This window comes from Micromonospora halotolerans (assembly GCF_032108445.1).
In the GTDB taxonomy this organism is placed as follows: Bacteria; Actinomycetota; Actinomycetes; order Mycobacteriales; family Micromonosporaceae; genus Micromonospora; species Micromonospora halotolerans.
Map to the genome: position 1 here is coordinate 4,058,968 of NZ_CP134876.1, position 18,547 is coordinate 4,077,514.

Here is an 18,547-nt window from a genome sequence, read left to right on the forward strand (position 1 = left end):
AATGGGTGCCACCGTGCCCGGCGGCCCAGGAAGGCTAGTCGATCTTCACCGGCCCTGGTGTCCCGGGATCGGACGGGCGGTGCGCCCGCAGCATCAGCGAGACCCCGGGCAGCGCCTGCACGGGCAGGTGCCGCTCGACCGCGACCACCGTACGCAGGCCGAGGTTGACCAGCGGGTGCGGCTCGTCCAGGTCCGAGCCGGTGCACCGGCGGCGCCGCCAGGCCGCCACCGGGCGGAGCAGCACGTTCCAGCTCCACAGCTCGTCCACCACCAGCCCGGCCCTCTCCACCACGGCCCGCAGCCCGGCGCGGTCGTAGCGGCGGACGTGCCCGACCGCCGCGTCGTGCGCCGACCAGAGCCGCATGTCGGCCGGCACCGTGATGAGGGCCGTCCCGCCGGGGCGCAGCGCCCGCCGCAGCTCGGCGGCCGCGAGGTGGTCCTCGTCGACGTGCTCCAGGATGTCGAAGGCGACCACCAGACCGAGCCCGGCCGAGCGGACCGGAAGCCGCCGGGCGTCGGCCCGGATCACGTCCAGGCCCCGGCCCCGGGCCACCCCGGCGCCCTCGGCGCTGTATTCCAGCGCGACCGGCCGCCAGCCGTGCGCCCGCAGCACCCGGGTGTTCCCGCCGCCGGCCGCGCCGATGTCCAGCGCCCGCCCCGGCCGGGTGCCCGCCGCCGCCAACCGGCGCAGCGCCCGGCCCAGCAGGACGCGCCGCTCCCGGTACCACCAGTGGGTGTCCTCCAGCGCGGCGAGCTTGCGGATCTCGGTCGCGTCCACGGGTGGTGCTCCTCGACGGCTCGGCGGTCCTCACCGTAACCGCCCCGGCGGGCCGGAACCGGGCCGCCGGCAAATCCGGGTGCGGCCGGACGCGGGCGCTGGCAGGGCGACGCCGATGGGGGCCGCGCCTGGTGATGGTCCGGTGGACCGGCAACTACCGGCGGGGCAACGAGCGGACCGCGCGGGAGCATCCCCGCAACCGGGGCTGAGACGCGCTCGAGGCCCGCGTCCGGTGCGGACGCGGGCCCCGAGCGGGCAGGCCGTGCTCAGGCCCGGGTGAAGACCAGGGCCACGTTGTGCCCGCCGAAGCCGAACGCGTTGTTCAGCGCCGCCGGGATCTCCAGGTGACGCGCCTTGTGCGCGGCCACCTCGAGGGTGAGGCCCTCGTCCGGGTCGTCGAGGTTGATCGTCGGCGGCACGACACCGTCCCGGATGGCCAGGATGGTGGCGATCGACTCCAGCGCACCGGCCGCACCGAGCAGGTGCCCGGTCATCGACTTGGTGGCCGATAGCAGCACGTGGTCGCCCACCGCCTTGTGCAGCGCGCCGATCTCCAGCATGTCGCCCACCGGCGTGGAGGTGGCGTGCGCGTTCACGTGCCGGATGTCGGTCTTCGCGACGTCCGCGTCCGCGACCGCCTTGGCGATGGCCCGGATGGCGCCCTCGCCCTCGGCGTGCGGCTGCACGATGTCGTACGCGTCCGACGTGATCCCGGCGCCGGCGAGGCGCGCGTAGACCCGGGCGCCGCGGGCGGCGGCGTGGTCGGCGCGCTCCAGGACCACCACGCCCGCGCCCTCACCGAGGACGAAGCCGTCGCGGCCCTTGTCCCACGGGCGGGACGCCTTCTCCGGCTCGTCGTTGCGGGTCGACATGGCCCGCATCGAGGCGAAACCGGCGATCGGCAGCGGGTGGATGACCGCCTCGGTGCCGCCGGCCACCACCACGTCGGCCCGGCCGGAGCGGATGATGTCCAGCCCCAGCGCGATCGCCTCCGCGCCGGTCGCGCAGGCGCTGGCCACCGAGTGCACGCCGGCCTTCGCGCCGAGTTCCAGCCCGACCCAGGCGGCCGGGCCGTTCGGCATCAGCATCGGCACCGTGTGCGGGGAGACCCGCCGCGGGCCGGAGGCCTCCAGGATGTCGTCCTGGGCGAGCAGGGTCGTGGCGCCGCCGATGCCGGAGCCGACGCTGACCGCCAGCCGCTCCGGGTCCAGCCCGGAGTCGGCCAGGCGGGCGTCCGCCCAGGCCTGCTGCGCCGCCACGATGGCGATCGCCTCGGACCGGTCCAGCCGACGGAGCTTGACCCGGTCCAGCACCGTCGACGGTTCGACGGCGAGCTGCGCGGCGATCCGGACGGGCAGTTGCGCGGCCCACTCCTGGGTGAGCGCACTCACCCCGGAGCGGCCGGCGAGCATGGCGTCCCAGGTCGACGCGACGTCCCCGCCGAGCGGGGTCGTCGCGCCGAGCCCGGTGACGACGACGTCGGGACGACTCATGATCAGGACTGCGCCGCGATGTAGCTGACGGCGTCGCCCACGGTCTTGAGGTTCTGCACCTCGTTGTCCGGGATCTTGACGCCGAACTTCTCCTCGGCCGCCACCACGACCTCCACCATGGAGAGCGAGTCGACGTCGAGGTCGTCGGTGAAGGACTTCCCCTCGGCCACGTCGTCCGGGTTCACCCCGGCAACCTCTTCGAGGATCTCGGCGAGGCCGGCGGTGATCTCGTCACGGGTCATTGCGGTTGGTTCCTCTCATCGGGGGTTCACTCGACGGCCGGCGACGCCGGCCGTCACACCTCGGCGCTCACGCCCGAGGGGGTCTTCATGGGCAGCGGACGACCTGACCGGCGTAGGTCAGGCCACCGCCGAAGCCGAACAGCAGCACCGGGGCGCCGGAGGGCACCTCACGCCGTTCGACCATCTTCGACAGGGCCAGCGGCACGCTCGCCGCCGACGTGTTTCCGGACTCGACGATGTCCTTCGCGATGATCGCGTTCGGGATGTCCAGCCGCTTGACGATGCCGTCGATGATCCGGGCGTTGGCCTGGTGCGGCACGAACGCGGCCAGCTCCGACGGCGCCACCCCGGCCTTCTCGCAGGCCTGGAGCGCGAGCGGGGCCAGCGCCGTGGTGGCCCAGCGGAAGACCGCCTGCCCCTCCTGCGCGATGTACGGCCGCCAGCCCTCGATCCGGACCGCGTCGCTCTTCTCCGGCACCGAACCCCACACCACGGGGCCCACCCCGGCCGGCTCGCCCTCGGCGGCCGCGGTGACCACGGCCGCGCCCGCGCCGTCACCGAAGATGATGCAGGTCGACCGGTCGGTCCAGTCGGTGAAGTCGGACAGCTTCTCGGCGCCGATGACGATCGCGTTGCGCGCCGCGCCGGCCAGGATGGCGTGGTCCACGGTGCCCAGCGCGTACGCGAAGCCGGAGCAGGCGGTGTTGATGTCGTACGCGCCCGGGGCGCTGATGCCCAGCTTGGCCGCGACCCGGCAGGCCACGTTCGGGCTGCGGTCCACCGAGGTGCAGGTGGCGACCACGACGAGGTCGATGTCGGCGGCCGTGAGGCCGGAGTTGGCCAGCGCCTTGCCGGCGGCCGCGGCGGCCATGTCGGCCACCGTCTCGTCGCCGGCGATCCGGCGGGTGACGATGCCGACCCGGTCCCGGATCCACTCGTCGTTGGTGTCGACCATCTGGGCGAGGTCGTCGTTGGTGACCACGCGGGAGGGCTGGTAGTGCCCCATCGCGACGATCCGGCTGCCGGCCATCAGTGGATACCTTCCGTTAGCGACTGCGGGACCCGCAGGATCGGCTCGTGGTGCGGGCTCATGCGCGGTGCCGGGCGATCAGGTCCCGCGCGGCGGGCAGGTCGTCGGGGGTGTTGAGGGTGACGATCTCGGGCGCCCCCGCGCCCTTGAGCTCCCGCTTGACGAGGCCCGCCAGGGTGCCGGCCGGCGGCAGCTCGATGACGCCGGTGACGCCGAGGTCGGCCAGCGTGCGCATGCACAGGTCCCAGCGGACCGGGGCGGTCACCTGGCGGACCAGCCGCTGCACCAGCTCCTGGCCGTGCTCGACCGGCGCGCCGTCCAGGTTGGAGAGCAGGATGCGGGCCGGGTCGGCGGGGGTGATGCCGGCGGCCACCTCGGCCAGCGCGGCCTCGGCCGGGGCCATGTACGGCGTGTGGAAGGCGCCGGCCACCTTGAGCATGATGACCCGGGCCCGGGCCGGCGGTTCGGCGGCGAGCTTCTCCAGCCCGGCCACCGCGCCGGCGGCGACGATCTGGCCGGCGCCGTTGCGGTTGGCCGGGTGCAGCCCGTGCGCGGCCAGGGCGGCGAGCACCTCGTCCGGGTCGCCGCCGAGCACGGCGGCCATCCCGGTCGGCTCCAGCGCGCAGGCGGCGGCCATCTCGCGGCCGCGTACGCCGGCCAGGCTCACGGCCGTCTCGGCGGTCAGCACCCCGGCCAGGGCCGCGGCGCCCAGCTCGCCGACGCTGTGGCCGGCGACCAGCCCGACGTCCTCCATGGGGAGGTGCCCGGCGGCGAGCAGCGCGGCGGCGACGAGCAGCGGCTGGGTGCGGGCGGTGTCCTTGATCTCGTCCGCGTCCGCCCGGGTGCCCAGGTGGAGCAGATCGACCCCGGCCAGCGCCGACCAGGAGCTCAGGCGCGCCTCGGCGCCGGGCAGGTCGAGCCAGGGGGTCAGGAAACCGGGCTTCTGCGAACCCTGTCCGGGTGAGAGTACGGCGAGCACGTCTACGACTCTGACGGATACTCGCGGGTCGCGCTGTAACGCACGGCACCAAACCGCACTAGAAGGTTTGGAGGATACCTACAAAGATCGGCGCCGATCATCACCAGTCTGCGGCGTTTTGCCGGCACCTGGGCTCATTGTCTGGCTCGGGACCGGTGCGACGCCCGGTACCACCGGGTCGAGCCGGCCGACCGTCAGCGCCACCTGGAGGGTGAACGCGTCCCGCGGCGTGAGCGGCGAGAAGCCGGCCACCTCGGCGACCCGCTTGAGGCGGTACCGCACGGTGTTCGGGTGCACGAAGAGCGCCCGGGCCGCGCTCTCCAGGGTGCCGCCGGCGGCGAAGAAGGCGTCCAGCGTCTCCAGCAGCTCGCCGCCGGCGCGGGCGAGCGGGGCGTACACGTCGTGGCGCAGCCGGCGGCGGGCCTCGGCGTCCCCGGCCAGGGCCCGCTCGGGCAGCAGGTCGGCGGCGGAGACCGGGCGGGGCGCGGTCGGCCAGGCCGGCGCGGCCCGGAAGCCGGCCAGCGCGGCGCGCGCCGAGTCGGTCGCCTCGTCGAGGCTGGGCACGGCCGGGCCGACCACCACGGGGCCCTCCCCGAACGCGGTGAGCAGCTTCTCCGTGGCCGCCACCGGGTCGGCCGCCCCGCCCAGCACGATGACCAGCCGGTCGCCGTGCACGCCGCCGATCACCTCGACCCCGATCCGGCGGGCCTGCCGGTAGACGGTGTGCAGCACGGCCGCCACCTCACCGCCGGGGGAGCGGCCCACCGCCACCGCCACGGGCGGCGCGTCCGACCAGCCCAGCGCCGCCGCCCGGCTGGCCAGCACGTCCGGGGAGTCGCCGCGCAGCAGGGCGTCCACCAGCAACGCCTGCAACCGGGCGTCCCAGGAGCCGCGGGTCTCGGCCGCGCGGGCGTAGACCCGGGCGGCGGCGAAGGCGATCTCCCGGGAGAAGCGCAGCACCGCCTCCCGCAGCAGTTGCTCCTCGCCCTTCACGGCGAGGTGGGACACCTGCTCCTCGACCACCTCGATGGTCACCTTGATCAGCGCCACGGTCTGCTGGAGGGTGATCGAGCGCGCGAGGGCCTGGGGCGCGGCGGCGAAGACCTCGTCCGACACCTCCTGGGTGCTGTCGGTCGCGCCACCGCCCTGGTGCAGCCACTGGACCAGCGACCGGACGCCCGCCTGGGCGACCAGCATGACCCAGGAGCGCTGGTCGGCCGGCAGCTCCCGGAACCAGGGCAGCGTCTCGTCCATCCGCGCCACGCTGGCGGTCGACAGCGCGCCCGCCGCCCGCTCGATGCGGCGCAGCGTCGCCGACAGCTCGGTCCCGCCCGGTTCGCTCACGGCACCAGCCTGACACGCCGTGACCAGCGGCTCCACTCCGAGGGCCGCCCGCCGGCCGGGCGCCGCCGGCCGGCGGTGACAATGATCTCCCGTGACCGACGACCCGCGCGCCCGCGCCGAACTCGCCCGCGACATCGACGCCACCTGCCGGCTCACCGGCCGGTTCGTGCTCCGCTCCGGCCGGATCGCCGACGAGTACTTCGACAAGTACCGGTTCGAGGCCGATCCCGTCCTGCTGGACCGGGTCGCCGCCGGCCTGGCCCGGCTGGTCCCGCCCGGCACCGAGGTGCTGGCCGGCCTGGAGCTGGGCGGCATCCCGGTGGTCACCGCCCTGGCCCGGCACGTCGGGCTGCCCTGCGCGTTCGTCCGCAAGACCGCCAAGGCGTACGGGACCGCCCGGCTGGCGGAGGGCGCGGACGTCGCCGGGCGGCGGGTGCTGGTGGTCGAGGACGTGGTGACCTCGGGCGGTCAGGTGGTGCTCTCCACGGGCCAGCTCCGGGAGCTGGGCGCCACGGTCGCGGACGCACTCTGCGTGATCGACCGGGGCGAGGGCGGCACGGAGGCGCTCGCCGGGCACGGCATCGCGCTGCGCGCCCTGCTCACCCGCGCCGACCTGGACGCCGCCCGCCGAGCCTGACCCGTTCCGGTCCGCCGGCGATCTCCACGGGTAGCGCTGAACAGCCCGTCGGGCCCGGCCAGTACGGTGTCAGGGCACGTCGGGGTGACGACCGCCCGACGGGCGTGAGGCGAACGTGAGGAGACCGGGATGGCGCACGGGGAGGCCGAGCACGGCTGCGCCCAGGGCGAGCCCTGCCGACCGGGCCACCACGACCAGCCGGCGCCCGCCAAGCATCCGCGCCGGACGGGTCTGACCCATCCGGAGCCGGTCGCCGGCTGGGCGCCCGAGCGGGCCGACGACGAGCCGCCGGTGCCCCGCCAGCGAGCCGCCGAGCCGGTGCCGCCGGCCGGGCCCGAGGCCGAGCCGGCCCAGGGCTGCCGCAGCGACCTGCCCGGCTGGGCGGGCGCCCACCGGCACGGCCCGGTCCGGCCGCGCAGCCGCGCGGTGCGCCGGGAGAGGCCCCCGCGCCGCTGGTGCTGACCGCGCGGCCGCCGTCCGGCGGCTAGCCTGGGCGGGGTGAAGGCGATCGCGATCGACGCGTACGGCCCGGTCGACCGGCTCGCCCTGCGCGAGTTGCCCACGCCGCCGGTGGGGCCGGACACGGTCCTGGTCCGGGTGCGCACCGCCGGGGTGAACCCGGTCGACGGGAAGATCCGCGAGGGGAACCTGGCCGCCCTGATGCCGACCCACTTCCCGCTGGTGCCGGGCTGGGACGCCGCCGGGGTGGTCGAGGCGGTCGGGCCGGCGGTCGCCGGGTTCGCCGTCGGTGACGAGGTGATCGGTTACGTCCGGCGCGACGACGTGCAGCACGGCACGTACGCGGAGCTGGTTCCGGCTCCGGAGCGGTGCCTGGCCGACAAGCCGGTGCAGGCGTCCTGGGCCGAGGCGGGCGGGCTGCCGCTGGCCGGGCTCACCGCGTACCAGGCGTTGCAGCTGGCCCGCACGGGCGCGGGCGACACGGTGCTGGTGCACGGCGCGTCCGGCGGGGTGGGGCACCTGGCGGTGCAGCTGGCCCGGGCGCTCGGCGCCGGCCGGGTGATCGGCACGGCGAGCGAGGCCAACCACGACTTCGTCCGGTCGCTGGGCGCCGAGCCGGTCAGCTACGGCGACGGCCTGCTGGACCGGGTCCGCGCGGTCGCGCCCGACGGGGTGGACGTGGCGCTGGACCTGTTCGGCGGTGACGCGCTGGACGTCTCCGCCGAGCTGCTGACCCGGCCCGCGCGGCTGATCTCCACGGCCGACCCGGAGCACGTCACCCGGCTCGGCGGCAGCTACGTCTTCGTGAAGCCGTCCACGGCCGACCTGAGCGTGCTGGCCGGGCTGGTCGACGCCGGCCGGCTCGCCGTGCACGTGACCCGGACGTTCCCGCTGGCCGAGGCGGCCGAGGCGCAGCGCCTGGTGGCGGCGGGACACGTCCGGGGCAAGGTCGTGCTGGAGGTCTGAGGCCGGTGGTCAGCGGGTGCGGCGCCGCACCAGCAGCGCGATGCCGGCCAGCCCGGCGGTGATGACCACCATGACCCCGACGTTGAGCAGCAGCAGCCGCTGGAGCTCGCCGAGCGCGCTGTCGATGTCCTGCACCGGGTCGAGCGCCTCCTCCGGGATGACCCGCTCGCCGCCGCCGATGCCGCCGCTGAGCGTGTCGAACTGCCGCTCCAGCGGCACCCCCACGGTGCGCAGCGTCTCGGACATGTTGAGCCGGCCGAAGAACCAGCCGGCCCGGGTCTTGCTCAGGTCGGGCTGCTTGGCCGGCCGGTAGACGCGGGGGCCGCCCTTGGCGAGCGGGTAGAGGTCGTAGGTCTTCGTGGCCGTGCCCGCGACGAACAGCACGACCGTGTACTTCGGGCCGAGGTCCTTGGCCGCCGGGCCGCGCTGCTGGCCGCTGGCGCCCAGCCACTTGACCTGGTCGACGACCATGTTCACCTCGGCGGGCCGGGTGTCCGCGCGCAGTTTCAGCGGCTGGTCGAGTCGGTGGCCGGTGATGTCCACACCGGCCGGTGCGAGCTTCGGCTTGGGTGCCGCCTGCACGGGCGTCGCGCCGACGAGGGCCAGCGAGCACGCCGTCGCCACCACCATCCCGGCCACGGCCGCCAGCAGCCGCCTCACCTTTCGGACCATCGCCGCCTCCTCGCCCCGTTCGATGGGTGGCTTCCGCTGCAGGTCGCGCTGGGTCGGCCGAGGGGTGGTCGCCGGGCGCGGACCGGCGTCCACCTCAAAGACTCCGCAGAACGGCGCTAGGTTGCACTCGCCGGAAGAGTATTTGGAACTATGTGCGATCTGCGACCGACCAACACAGCGGCCGATGATCAGCGGCCGGATCGTACCCGGATGGAGGAGTTCATGGGGGGCAGGGTTCGTGTGGCGCGGGGCTGGTCGGTGGTGCTCGGGGTGGTGGCCGCGGTGTCGGTGCTGCTGCCGGCCGCGCCGGCGGCCGCGCACAACTCGCTGACCGGCAGCGACCCGAAGAACGGGGCCCGGCTGGCCACCGCGCCGAAGCGGGTCGAGCTGACGTTCCTCGCCGCACCGGCGCCCGCCACGACGAAGATCACAATCACCGGGCCGGACAACGTGGCGGCCGCGGGTGGCGCGCCGACGTTCGCCGGCAAACGGGTGAGTGTGCCGTTCACCCCGGGCGAGGCCGGCCTCTACATCGTGGCCTACCGGGTCGGCTCGACCGACGGCCATCCGGTCAGCGGGGAGATCCGCTTCACCCTCACCACCGGCACGGCCGCCGCCCCGCCGTCGGCCACTCCCGCCGCGACCGGCGCCGCCCCGAGCACCCCACCCACGACGTCCGGGGTGAGCCCCACGCCCGCCGCCGACGAGGCCGAGGACGACGGGGGTACGGGGTGGCTGTGGGCGGTCGGCGCGGCCGTGGTGCTGGTCGCGCTGGGCGCCGGCCTGCTGCTGCGCCGCCGGTCCACCCGCGGCTGACGCGGATACGCGAGGGGCCCGCCGGACGACCGGCGGGCCCCTCGGCGAGCCGGGGTCAGAACAGGCGCACCCGGGCGGCCCGCAGCCGGGTCAGGGTGCGGTCGCGGCCGAGCACCTCCAGCGACTCGAACAGCGGCAGGCCGACGGTGCGGCCGGTGACCGCGACGCGGACCGGCGCCTGCGCCTTGCCCAGCTTCAGGCCGCGCTCCGCGCCGACCGCCTCCAACGTGGACTTGAGCGAGCCGGCGTCCCAGGACTCCAGGGTCTCGAACGCGGCGATCGCCGCGTCCAGCAGGTCGGCCGCCCCCTCCTTCATGGCCTTGGCCCAGGCCCCCTCGTCGATCAGCGGGTCGGCCAGGAAGAGGAAGTCGACGTTCGGCACGATCTCGGCGAGCACCGCGATCCGGGTCTGCGCCAGCGGCGCGACCGCGGCGAACGCGGCGGGGTCGAACTCCTCCGGCTGCCACGGCGGCGGGGCGATCGTGTCGGTGCCGGTCAGCCACGGCTGGCAGGCCGCCACGAACTCCTCGACCGGCAGCGCCCGGATGTAGTCGCCGTTGAACGCGCGCAGCTTCTTCTCGTCGAAGAAGGCGGGGGAGGGGTTCACCTCCTCCAGCCGGAACTCCTCCTCGATCACCGACCAGGGCACGATCTCCCGGTCGCCCGAGGGGGCCCAGCCGAGCAGCATGAGGTAGTTGCGCATCGCCTCGGCGAGGTAGCCCTCGTCCCGGTACGCCTCCAGGGCGACCTTGTCCCGCCGCTTGGAGAGCTTCTGCCGCTTCTCGTTGACCACCACCGGCACGTGCGCCCAGACCGGCGGCTTGACCCCGAGCGCGTCCCAGAGCAGCTGCTGCTTCGGCGTGTTGGGCAGGTGCTCCTCGGCCCGGATCACGTGGGTGATCCCCATGGTCATGTCGTCGACCACGTTGGCCAGCAGGAAGACCGGTGAGCCGTCGCCGCGGGCGATGACGAAGTCCTCGATCAGCTTGTTCTCGAAGGTCGGCTCGCCGCGGATCAGGTCGACCACCACGGTCTCGCCCTCGTCCGGGGTCCGGAAGCGCAGCGCCCGCCCCTCGCCCGGGCCGAGCCCCTTGTCGCGGTGGAAGCCGTCGTAGCCCTGGTACTGCGAGCCGGTGCGCGCCTGCACGTCCTCGCGGGTGCAGTCGCAGTAGTACGCCCGGCCGCCCTCGTAGAGCCGCTGCGCGGCGGCCCGGTGCTCACCCGCGTAGGAGGACTGGAAGTACGGGCCCTCGTAGCTGCCCCGGGCGATGCCGATCCAGTCGAGCGCGGAGAGGATGCCCTCGGTCCACTCGGGCTTGTTGCGGGCCGCGTCGGTGTCCTCGATGCGGAGCACGAACACCCCGCCCTGCTGCTTGGCGTAGATCCAGTTCTGCAGGGCCGAGCGGGCGCCGCCGACGTGGAACATTCCGGTCGGGGAGGGGGCGAAGCGTACACGTACCGTCACGCCCCCCAGCCTACGGCGGGCCGCGACCGCTTTCCGGCAGGGGGCCGGTTCAGGGCACCGCCTTGATCTTCACGACCAGGGCGCTACCGACCAGGGTGACCGCCGCGGTGACCGCGTACAGGGTGGGGTAGCCGCCCAGGTGGACCACGATCGGGGCGGAGAGCGCCGGGCCGAGCACCTGCGGCGCCGAGTTGGCGATGTTGATCACGCCGAGGTCCTTGGCCCGGTCGGTGGCGGCCGGCAGCACCTGGGTGATCAGCGCGGCGTCGACGGCCAGGTAGACCCCGTAGCCGGCGCCGAGCAGCAGCGCGGCGACGATCGCCATGGGCCAGGTCGGGGCCACCGCGAGGAGCGTGGCCGCCACCGCCATGATCAGCCCGGAGACGATCACGAAGACCTTGCGCCGGCCCGAGCGGTCGGAGATCCGCCCGGCCACCACGGCGGTGAGCATCATGCCCAGCGTGTAGAGCAGGATCAGCACCAGCAGGGAGCCCTCGGGGTCAGCCACCCGCACCCCGTCGGTCAGGAAGTAGAGCAGGTAGAGCGTGCCCAGCGCGTTGCCGGTCTGCACCAGGAACCGGGTGAACCAGGCCCAGGCGAAGTCGGGGTGCCGGCGCGGGCTGATCCACATCGAGGCGAGCAGCGCGCGCGGCCGCAGCGGCGACCGGTGCTCCCGGGGCAGCGGGTCGTCCTGGGTGAGCAGCGCGAACGGCAGGGACAGCAGCAGCACCGCGAGCGCGATGGCGGCGTACCCGGCGGCGTTGCCGGTGACCACGGCGGTGACCAGCACCGCGCCGACGACCAGGCCGAGCGCCTGCGGGATGCCCACCCAGCCGGAGACGCCGCCGCGCTGCGCCACCGGCACCCGGTCCGGGATGGCGGCGGTCAGGCTGGCCAGCATGGCGTTGAAGCAGACCTGGGCGGCGACCCAGGCCGCCGCCACCCCGGCGATGCTGTCCTGCCGGGCCAGCACCACCAGGAAGAGCGCGCCGACCACCGCGCCCGTGGCGGTCCAGACGTGCCGACGACCGAGGTGCCGGTTCGCCAGGCGCAGCGAGGTCCGGTCGGACAGCGCCCCGGCGAGCGGGTTCGCCAGCACGGCGGCGAGCGCGCCGAGGCCGGTGACCACCGCCAGCATGGCCTCCTTGTCGCCCGGCGCGATCCGCTCCACCTGCTGCGGCAACAGCACCTGGATCGGGGTGAAGAAGGCCATCCAGACGCCCAGGTTGGCCGCGAAGATCAGCGCGATCCAGCTCCGCCGCACCGGCACGGTCGGCTCGGCGAGCGCCGCCGGCAGCGAGGCCGGCGTCGGGTTGACGGTGGTCATCGCCGGACCAGGTCCCGGAACCAGGCGTACGACGACTTCGGGGTGCGCCGCTGGGTGGGGTAGTCGACGTGCACCAGGCCGAACCGCTTGGTGAAGCCCTCGGCCCACTCCCAGTTGTCCAGCAGCGACCAGACGAAGTACCCGGTCACCGGCACCCCGGCGGTCAGCGCCTCGTGCACGGCGCGCAGGTGCCCGTCCAGGTACGCGATGCGCTCCGGGTCGGGCACGCGGCCGTCGGCGTCCGGGACGTCGTCGTACGCGCAGCCGCTCTCGGTGATCTGGATCGGCGGCAGCGCGTCGCCGTAGCGCTGGTGGAGCTGGAGGAGCAGCTCGCGCAGCCCGTCCGGGACCACCGGCCAGTCGAAGGCGGTCCTCGGGTAACCCTCCAGCGGCACCATCTCGAACGGCAGCGGCGAGTCCTCGTCGGCCGGGACGCGGATGCCGGTCGGGTTGTAGTAGTTGACCCCGAGCACGTCGATCGGTGCGGCGATCACGTCGAGGTCACCGGCCCGGACCACGGCCGGGTCGAAGCCCGGCTCCTCGGGATACCCGAGGCCGAGCAGCGGGTCGGTGAAGAGCCGGTTGTGCAGCGCGTCGTACGCCGCCCCGGCGGCCCGGTCGGCGTCGGTCTCCCCGGCCAGCCGCACGGGTGAGTAGTTGTTGGCGATGGCCACCGGGCTGGTGCTGCGGGCGCGCAGCGCGGAGACCGCGAGGCCGTGCCCGAGGAGCTGGTGGTGGGCCACCGGGAAGGCGTCGAAGAGCAGCATCCGGCCGGGGGCGTGCGCGCCCGTGCCGTGGCCGAGGCTCATGTGGACGAACGGCTCGTTCAGGGTGATCCAGAGCTTCACCCGGTCGCCGAGGCGGGTGGCGACCAGGTCGGCGTACTCGGCGAAGCGGTGGGCGGTGTCCCGGTTCAGCCAGCCGCCGGCGTCCTCCAGGGCCTGCGGCAGGTCCCAGTGGAAGAGGGTGGCCACCGGGTCCACGCCGGCGGCGAGCAGGGCGTCCACCAGCCGGTCGTAGAAGTCCAGCCCGGCCGCGTTGGCCGGGCCCGCGCCGGTGGGCTGGACCCGGGGCCAGGCGATCGAGAACCGGTACGCCGAGACGCCCAGCCCGGCCAGCAGCCCGACGTCCTCGGCGTACCGGTGGTAGTGGTCGCACGCCTCGTCGCCGGTGCTGCCGTCGACGATCCGGCCGGGGGAGTGGGCGAAGGTGTCCCAGATGGACGGCCCCCGGCCGCCGGCGGTGACCGCCCCCTCGATCTGGTACGCGGACGTGGACACCCCCCACCGGAAGCCGGCGGGGAACTCGGGCATCGGCGCGCTCGTCATTCGCCCTCCCAGAAACGCGAAGCGTGCTCGCGACTCTAGGGCCCGGGCGGTCGCCGCGCCATAGGCCGGCAAAGGCAGGCAAGGCAAGGGTTTTCGGCGTGTCTTTTCCGAACCCGTCCGCTTAAGTCCGATTTACACATAGAGTGCCGAATATCGCGGATGTGTTTTAAGTGGGGGAAAGATAGACATGATCCTCGTGGAGCGCAGTGCGCACGTGGTGGCACCGGTGGAAGCGGTCTGGGACGTCGTCCAGCGGGCCGAGCAGTTGCCGGCCTGGCTGGCGGGGGTCCGCGCGGCCGAGGTCCTCTCGGGGGAGGGGTTCGGCCGGCGACAACTGGTCCAGGCCGGGCGAGGCGCGGCGCACGAGGCCGAGGTGATCGCCTACCAGGAGCCCACCCTCATCGGGTGGCGCGAACGGGCCCGGGGCGCCGGCGCGCGCGCCGAGGCGCGCACCGAGATCTACGTGCAGCTGACCCCGGACGAGGAGGAGGGCGGGACCGTCGTGCGGCTCATCGTCGTACGGTGGCCCGCCGGGCCGGTCAAGGCCGCCCTGCTCCGGCTCGGCCTGCGCCGGGTGGGCGCCGATCTGGAGGACTCGCTGGCCCGGCTGACCGACCTGGCCGCCGTCGGCTGACCGAGCCTGTTCCGGCGTCGCCCGCGATGGTGATGGTCCGGCGTCCCCGCCAGGGACGCCGGACCATCGTCGGCTTCCGCGCCCTTCCGCCGCTCCCGGCTCGCCCGAGGGCGGTACGCGAGACGCCCCCTCTGCCGGCCGCAGAACGCCCCACCCCCGGCCGCGCGGCGCCCCTAGCCTGGTCCGGGTGACCACGGAACGACTCCATCCCCGGCTGCACCGCCTCGCCCTCGGCGCCTTCCAGGCGTACCTCTGGGCCGACGACGACGGGCTCACCCTGGTCGACACCGGGCCCGCGGGGTCGGGGCCGGCCATCGCGGCCGCCCTGCGCGGCCTCGGCCACGCGCCCGGCGACCTGCGCCGGATCGTCCTCACCCACTTCCACGACGACCACGCGGGCGCCGCCGCCGAGGTGGCCGCGTGGGGCGACGTGGAGGTGGTCGCGCACGCCGCAGAGGCCCCGGTCCTGCGCGGCGAGCGACCCGGCCCGCCTTCGGCCTTCGCCCCCGCCGAGCGCGACCTGCACGCCCGGTTGGCGGCCGGGCTGCCTCCGGCCCCACCGGTACGCGTCGACCGCGAGGTCACCGACGGCGACCTCCTCGACCTCGGCGGCGGCGCGCGGGTGGTGGCGACCCCCGGTCACACCGACGGCAGCATCGCCCTGCACCTGCCCGCGCACCGGGTGCTCTTCACCGGAGACATCGCCGCCGAGCACGGCGGTCAGGTGATCTTCGGGGTCTTCCACGTCGACCGCCGGGCGGCGGCGGGCTCGTTCCGACGCCTGGCCGCCCTCGACGACGTCGACCTGGCCTGCTTCGGCCACGGTGAACCCGTCCTCGGCGGCGCGGGCGACCGCCTCCGCGCCGTCACCGCCACCCTCACCGAACTCTGACGCGCCCTCCCGGCAGGGGTGTTAGAAGGGGGCCCCTTCTCTACCGGAGGCGTTAAGAAGGGGCCCCTCCTTTCCGGGCCGAAAAAGGCGGAGGGCCCGCCGCCGAAGCGCCGGGCCCTCCGTGGTGGTGCACTCAGCTGTCGCCGCCGGTCTCCCCGACCGGGGCGGCGTTGACGTCGTCCAGCGCGTACTTCTTGGCGGCCTCGGCCGGCACGTGGGCCGGCACCGCGCCGCGCAGGGCGAGCTGGCGCAGCGTCGCGACGGCCACCGACTCGGCGTCCACGTGGAAGTGCCGGCGCAGCGCGTGCCGGGTGTCCGACATGCCGAAGCCGTCGGTGCCGAGCGAGGTGTAGTCGCCCGGTACCCAGCGGGCGATCAGGTCCGGCACCGCGCGCATCCAGTCGCTCACCGCGACCTTCGGCCCGTCGGCGTCGGCCAGCTTCCGCTGGATGTACGGCACCCGCTGCTCGCCGCCCGGGTTGAGCAGGTTGTGCTCCTCGCACTCCACCGCGTCCCGGCGCAGCTCGGTCCAGGACGTCACCGACCAGACGTCGGCGGCCACGCCCCAGTCCTCGGCGAGCAGCTGCTGGGCCTTGAGCGCCCACTGCATGCCGGTGCCGGAGGCCAGGACGTTCGCCTTCGGCGCGTCCCCGTCGAGCTGCGGGGCCGGCGAGTAGCGGTAGATGCCCTTGACGATGCCCTCGACGTCCACGCCCTGCGGCTCGGCCGGCTGGAAGATCGGCTCGTTGTAGACGGTGAGGTAGTAGAAGATGTTCTCCTGCGCCTCGCCGTACATCCGGTGCAGGCCGCTCTCGAGGATGTGCGCCATCTCGAAGGCGAACGCCGGGTCGTAGGCGACCACCGCCGGGTTGGTGGCGGCGATCAGCAACGAGTGGCCGTCCTCGTGCTGGAGGCCCTCACCGTTGAGCGTCGTCCGGCCGGCGGTCGCGCCGAGCAGGAAGCCCTTCGCCATCTGGTCGGCCGCCGCCCAGAACTCGTCGGCCGTCCGCTGGAACCCGAACATCGAGTAGAAGATGTACATCGGGATCATCGGCTCGCCGTGGGTGGCGTACGACGTGCCCGCCGCCGTGAACGAGGCGACCGAGCCGGCCTCGTTGATCCCCTCGTGCAGGATCTGGCCGGTGGTGGCCTCCTTGTAGGACAGGAACAGCTCCCGGTCCACCGAGGTGTACCGCTGGCCGTGCGGCGAGTAGATCTTCGCCGTCGGGAAGAGCGAGTCCATGCCGAAGGTGCGGGCCTCGTCCGGGATGATCGGCACCCAGCGCTTGCCGAACTCCTTGTCCTTCATCACGTCCTTGAGCAGGCGGACGAAGGCCATGGTGGTGGCCACCTTCTGCTTGCCCGAGCCGCGCTTGACGTCGGCGAACCGCTCGGGGCCCGGGATCTGCAGCGTCTTGTGGCTGGTCCGCCGGGAGGGCAGGTAGCCGCCGAGCTGCTTGCGCCGCTCGTGCAGGTACTCGATCTCGTCGGACTTCTCGCCCGGGTGGAAGTACGGCGGGAGGTAGGGGTTCTCCTCCAGCTGCTTGTCCGGGATGTCCAGGTAGAGCCGGTCGCGGAAGAGCTTGAGGTCCTCCAGCGTCAGCTTCTTCATCTGGTGGGTGGCGTTGCGGCCCTCGAAGTGCGAGCCCAGCGTCCAGCCCTTGATCGTCTTGGCCAGGATCACCGTCGGCTGGCCGGTGTGCTCCATCGCCGCCTTGTAGGCCGCGTAGAGCTTCCGGTAGTCGTGGCCACCCCGCTTGAGGTTCCAGATCTCGTCGTCGCTCAGGTGCTCGACCATCTTGCGGGTGCGCGGGTCGCGCCCGAAGAAGTGCTCCCGGACGTACGCCCCGGACTCGGCCTTGTAGGTCTGGTAGTCACCGTCGGGCGTGGTGTTCATGAGGTTGACCAGCGCGCCGTCGGTGTCCGCCGCCAGCAGCGGGTCCCACTCGCGGCCCCAGACCACCTTGATGACGTTCCAGCCGGCGCCCCGGAAGAACGCCTCCAGCTCCTGCATGACCTTGCCGTTGCCGCGGACCGGGCCGTCCAGCCGCTGCAGGTTGCAGTTGATCACGAAGGTGAGGTTGTCCAGCTCCTCGCGGGCGGCCACGCCGATCGCGCCGAGCGACTCCACCTCGTCCATCTCGCCGTCGCCCAGGAACGCCCAGACGTGCTGCTGCGAGGTGTCCTTGATGCCCCGGTGGTGCAGGTAGCGGTTGAACCGGGCCTGGTAGATGGCGTTCAGCGGGCCGAGGCCCATCGACACCGTGGGGAACTCCCAGAAGTCCGGCATGAGCCGCGGGTGCGGGTACGACGGCAGCGCGCCACCCGGGTGCGACAGCTCCTGCCGGAAGCCGTCGAGCTGGTCGGCGCTGAGCCGGCCCTCCAGGAACGCCCGGGCGTACATGCCGGGGGAGGCGTGGCCCTGGTAGAAGATGTGGTCGCCGCCGCCCGGGTGGTCCTTGCCCCGGAAGAAGTGGTTGAAGCCCACCTCGTAGAGGGACGCGGAGCTGGCGAAGGTGGAGATGTGCCCACCCACGCCGATCTCCGGCCGCTGCGCCCGGTGCACCAGCATGGCGGCGTTCCACCGGATGTAGGCCCGGAGCCGCCGCTCGACGTGCTCGTCACCCGGGAACCATGGCTCGCGCTCCGGCGGGATGGTGTTGATGTAGTCGGTGGTGGTCAGGGACGGCACCCCGACCTGGCGCTCGCGGGCCCGCTCCAGCAGGCTCAGCATGACGTAGCGGGCGCGCTTGGTTCCGCGCTCGTCGATGACACCGTCAAGCGACTCGACCCATTCGCTGGTCTCTTCAGGGTCGATGTCCGGAAGCTGGCTCGGCAGACCAGCGGTGATCACCGGGCGCTTGCGTTCCGTAGCCACAGGCGTTCCCTCGGTTCTGTGTGGGATAGGTCTCTAGCGCCATCCTGCCCCCTGGTGGCGCTCGTCGTCACGTCTCCCTCCCCCAGACGCGACGCTGAACACAGGTACTCGCCGGTAACTTTGTGCGATCGCGCGGCTGTGCCGGGGCGGGCCGCCGACACCGGCGGCGGTCGCGCGCCCGGCTGCGGCAGAATGCGCCGTATGCGCAGTGAGGTGATCACCGTCCGGACCGGGTCCCGGCCGACCGTCCGCGACATCACCAGCGAGGCCGAGCGGTTCGTCGCCGGCCAGGGGGACGGCCTGCTGCACATCTTCGTGCCGCACGCCACCGCCGGCCTGGCGATCATCGAGACCGGTGCCGGCTCCGACGACGACCTGCTGCGGGCGATCGACGACCTGCTCCCCACCGACGACCGCTGGCGGCACCGGCACGGCTCGCCCGGGCACGGCCGGGACCACGTGCTGCCCGCCTTCGTCCCCCCGTACGCCACCCTGCCGGTGCTCGGCGGGCGGCTCCAGCTCGGCACCTGGCAGTCGATCTGCCTGGTCGACACCAACGGCGACAACCCCGACCGGCAGGTCCGCTTCTCCTTCCTGCCCGGCTGAA

General features: G+C 73.9%; 18 protein-coding genes. 7 read left to right on the forward strand and 11 right to left on the reverse strand.

Features of this window, described 5'->3' with window-relative positions; all coding sequences use genetic code 11:
- Positions 1-34 precede the first annotated feature (34 nt).
- The 6 genes from RMN56_RS19325 to RMN56_RS19350 form a co-directional block, all read right to left on the reverse strand.
- A complete protein-coding gene (locus RMN56_RS19325; RefSeq protein ID WP_313718867.1) occupies positions 35-778 on the reverse strand; it encodes a class I SAM-dependent methyltransferase in 744 nt (247 codons plus the stop codon).
- A gap of 266 nt (positions 779-1,044) precedes the next feature.
- Positions 1,045-2,271 (reverse strand): beta-ketoacyl-ACP synthase II, encoded by a 1,227-nt coding sequence (gene fabF / locus RMN56_RS19330; protein WP_313718869.1) that lies wholly within the window; start codon positions 2,269-2,271, stop codon positions 1,045-1,047.
- A gap of 2 nt (positions 2,272-2,273) precedes the next feature.
- Positions 2,274-2,513: an acyl carrier protein gene (locus RMN56_RS19335; protein WP_088972559.1), complete on the reverse strand. Its 240-nt coding sequence runs from the start codon at positions 2,511-2,513 to the stop codon at positions 2,274-2,276.
- Positions 2,514-2,598: 85 nt separating this feature from the next.
- Positions 2,599-3,543: a beta-ketoacyl-ACP synthase III gene (locus RMN56_RS19340; protein WP_313718870.1), complete on the reverse strand. Its 945-nt coding sequence runs from the start codon at positions 3,541-3,543 to the stop codon at positions 2,599-2,601.
- A gap of 58 nt (positions 3,544-3,601) precedes the next feature.
- Positions 3,602-4,522: an ACP S-malonyltransferase gene (locus RMN56_RS19345; protein ID WP_376787205.1), complete on the reverse strand. Its 921-nt coding sequence runs from the start codon at positions 4,520-4,522 to the stop codon at positions 3,602-3,604.
- Between the two features lie 78 nt (positions 4,523-4,600).
- Positions 4,601-5,866: a PucR family transcriptional regulator gene (locus tag RMN56_RS19350; RefSeq protein ID WP_313718871.1), complete on the reverse strand. Its 1,266-nt coding sequence runs from the start codon at positions 5,864-5,866 to the stop codon at positions 4,601-4,603.
- A gap of 91 nt (positions 5,867-5,957) precedes the next feature.
- Here RMN56_RS19350 and pyrE point away from each other — a divergent pair, with 91 nt between their 5' ends.
- The 3 genes from pyrE to RMN56_RS19365 all read left to right on the forward strand — a co-directional run bounded on the left by pyrE (position 5,958) and on the right by RMN56_RS19365 (position 7,928).
- Positions 5,958-6,503 (forward strand): orotate phosphoribosyltransferase, encoded by a 546-nt coding sequence (gene pyrE, locus RMN56_RS19355; RefSeq protein ID WP_313718873.1) that lies wholly within the window; start codon positions 5,958-5,960, stop codon positions 6,501-6,503.
- 129 nt (positions 6,504-6,632) lie between these two features.
- Positions 6,633-6,965 (forward strand): hypothetical protein, encoded by a 333-nt coding sequence (locus RMN56_RS19360; RefSeq protein ID WP_313718874.1) that lies wholly within the window; start codon positions 6,633-6,635, stop codon positions 6,963-6,965.
- A 36-nt stretch (positions 6,966-7,001) separates the two neighbouring features.
- Complete coding sequence (locus tag RMN56_RS19365; RefSeq protein WP_313718875.1) at positions 7,002-7,928, forward strand: NADP-dependent oxidoreductase; 927 nt, start codon at positions 7,002-7,004, stop codon at positions 7,926-7,928.
- A gap of 9 nt (positions 7,929-7,937) precedes the next feature.
- Here RMN56_RS19365 and RMN56_RS19370 read toward each other — a convergent pair whose 3' ends face one another.
- On the reverse strand, positions 7,938-8,600 hold the full coding sequence (locus RMN56_RS19370) for a hypothetical protein (RefSeq protein ID WP_313718877.1): 663 nt from the start codon (positions 8,598-8,600) through the stop codon (positions 7,938-7,940).
- 210 nt (positions 8,601-8,810) lie between these two features.
- On the opposite strand from RMN56_RS19370, the gene RMN56_RS19375 reads away from it, so the two are divergent.
- Positions 8,811-9,416, forward strand: coding sequence for a copper resistance CopC family protein (locus tag RMN56_RS19375; protein ID WP_313718878.1), 606 nt, complete (start codon positions 8,811-8,813; stop codon positions 9,414-9,416).
- Positions 9,417-9,471: 55 nt separating this feature from the next.
- Here the strand turns inward: RMN56_RS19375 and gltX are convergent, their stop codons facing one another.
- From gltX to RMN56_RS19390, 3 genes are read right to left on the reverse strand one after another with little or no spacing between them, the layout of a single operon-like run.
- Positions 9,472-10,881, reverse strand: coding sequence for a glutamate--tRNA ligase (gltX, locus tag RMN56_RS19380; RefSeq protein WP_313718879.1), 1,410 nt, complete (start codon positions 10,879-10,881; stop codon positions 9,472-9,474).
- A gap of 49 nt (positions 10,882-10,930) precedes the next feature.
- The gene (locus RMN56_RS19385) at positions 10,931-12,208 is read right to left on the reverse strand and encodes an MFS transporter (RefSeq protein ID WP_313718880.1); all 1,278 of its coding nucleotides are present in this window, start codon (positions 12,206-12,208) and stop codon (positions 10,931-10,933) included.
- Positions 12,205-13,536 carry a GH1 family beta-glucosidase gene (locus RMN56_RS19390; RefSeq protein ID WP_313718881.1) on the reverse strand — a complete coding sequence of 444 codons (1,332 nt, stop codon included), beginning with the start codon at positions 13,534-13,536 and terminating at the stop codon, positions 12,205-12,207. Before RMN56_RS19390 ends, RMN56_RS19385 begins: the two co-directional genes overlap by 4 nt.
- Positions 13,537-13,723: 187 nt before the next feature.
- Here RMN56_RS19390 and RMN56_RS19395 point away from each other — a divergent pair, with 187 nt between their 5' ends.
- Entirely contained in the window at positions 13,724-14,170 is a 447-nt protein-coding gene (locus RMN56_RS19395) for an SRPBCC family protein (RefSeq protein WP_091319671.1), read from the forward strand.
- Between the two features lie 187 nt (positions 14,171-14,357).
- Positions 14,358-15,062 (forward strand): MBL fold metallo-hydrolase, encoded by a 705-nt coding sequence (locus RMN56_RS19400; RefSeq protein ID WP_313718882.1) that lies wholly within the window; start codon positions 14,358-14,360, stop codon positions 15,060-15,062.
- A 133-nt stretch (positions 15,063-15,195) separates the two neighbouring features.
- Here the strand turns inward: RMN56_RS19400 and aceE are convergent, their stop codons facing one another.
- Positions 15,196-17,940 (reverse strand): pyruvate dehydrogenase (acetyl-transferring), homodimeric type, encoded by a 2,745-nt coding sequence (gene aceE, locus RMN56_RS19405; RefSeq protein ID WP_313718883.1) that lies wholly within the window; start codon positions 17,938-17,940, stop codon positions 15,196-15,198.
- 201 nt (positions 17,941-18,141) lie between these two features.
- On the opposite strand from aceE, the gene RMN56_RS19410 reads away from it, so the two are divergent.
- Positions 18,142-18,546 carry a YjbQ family protein gene (locus RMN56_RS19410; protein WP_313718885.1) on the forward strand — a complete coding sequence of 135 codons (405 nt, stop codon included), beginning with the start codon at positions 18,142-18,144 and terminating at the stop codon, positions 18,544-18,546.
- Position 18,547 lies beyond the last annotated feature (1 nt).

Excerpts from the sequence above, each read along its gene's own strand:
- RMN56_RS19410 (WP_313718885.1), top strand. The coding sequence starts at position 18,142 with ATGCGCAGTGAGGTGATCACCGTCCGGACCGGGTCCCGGCCGACCGTC.
- fabF (WP_313718869.1), bottom strand. The coding sequence starts at position 2,271 with ATGAGTCGTCCCGACGTCGTCGTCACCGGGCTCGGCGCGACGACCCCG.
- RMN56_RS19395 (WP_091319671.1), top strand. The coding sequence starts at position 13,724 with ATGATCCTCGTGGAGCGCAGTGCGCACGTGGTGGCACCGGTGGAAGCG.
- RMN56_RS19360 (WP_313718874.1), top strand. The coding sequence starts at position 6,633 with ATGGCGCACGGGGAGGCCGAGCACGGCTGCGCCCAGGGCGAGCCCTGC.
- RMN56_RS19375 (WP_313718878.1), top strand. The coding sequence starts at position 8,811 with ATGGAGGAGTTCATGGGGGGCAGGGTTCGTGTGGCGCGGGGCTGGTCG.
- RMN56_RS19385 (WP_313718880.1), bottom strand. The coding sequence starts at position 12,208 with ATGACCACCGTCAACCCGACGCCGGCCTCGCTGCCGGCGGCGCTCGCC.
- RMN56_RS19340 (WP_313718870.1), bottom strand. The coding sequence starts at position 3,543 with ATGGCCGGCAGCCGGATCGTCGCGATGGGGCACTACCAGCCCTCCCGC.
- RMN56_RS19335 (WP_088972559.1), bottom strand. The coding sequence starts at position 2,513 with ATGACCCGTGACGAGATCACCGCCGGCCTCGCCGAGATCCTCGAAGAG.
- RMN56_RS19390 (WP_313718881.1), bottom strand. The coding sequence starts at position 13,536 with ATGACGAGCGCGCCGATGCCCGAGTTCCCCGCCGGCTTCCGGTGGGGG.
- RMN56_RS19370 (WP_313718877.1), bottom strand. The coding sequence starts at position 8,600 with ATGGTCCGAAAGGTGAGGCGGCTGCTGGCGGCCGTGGCCGGGATGGTG.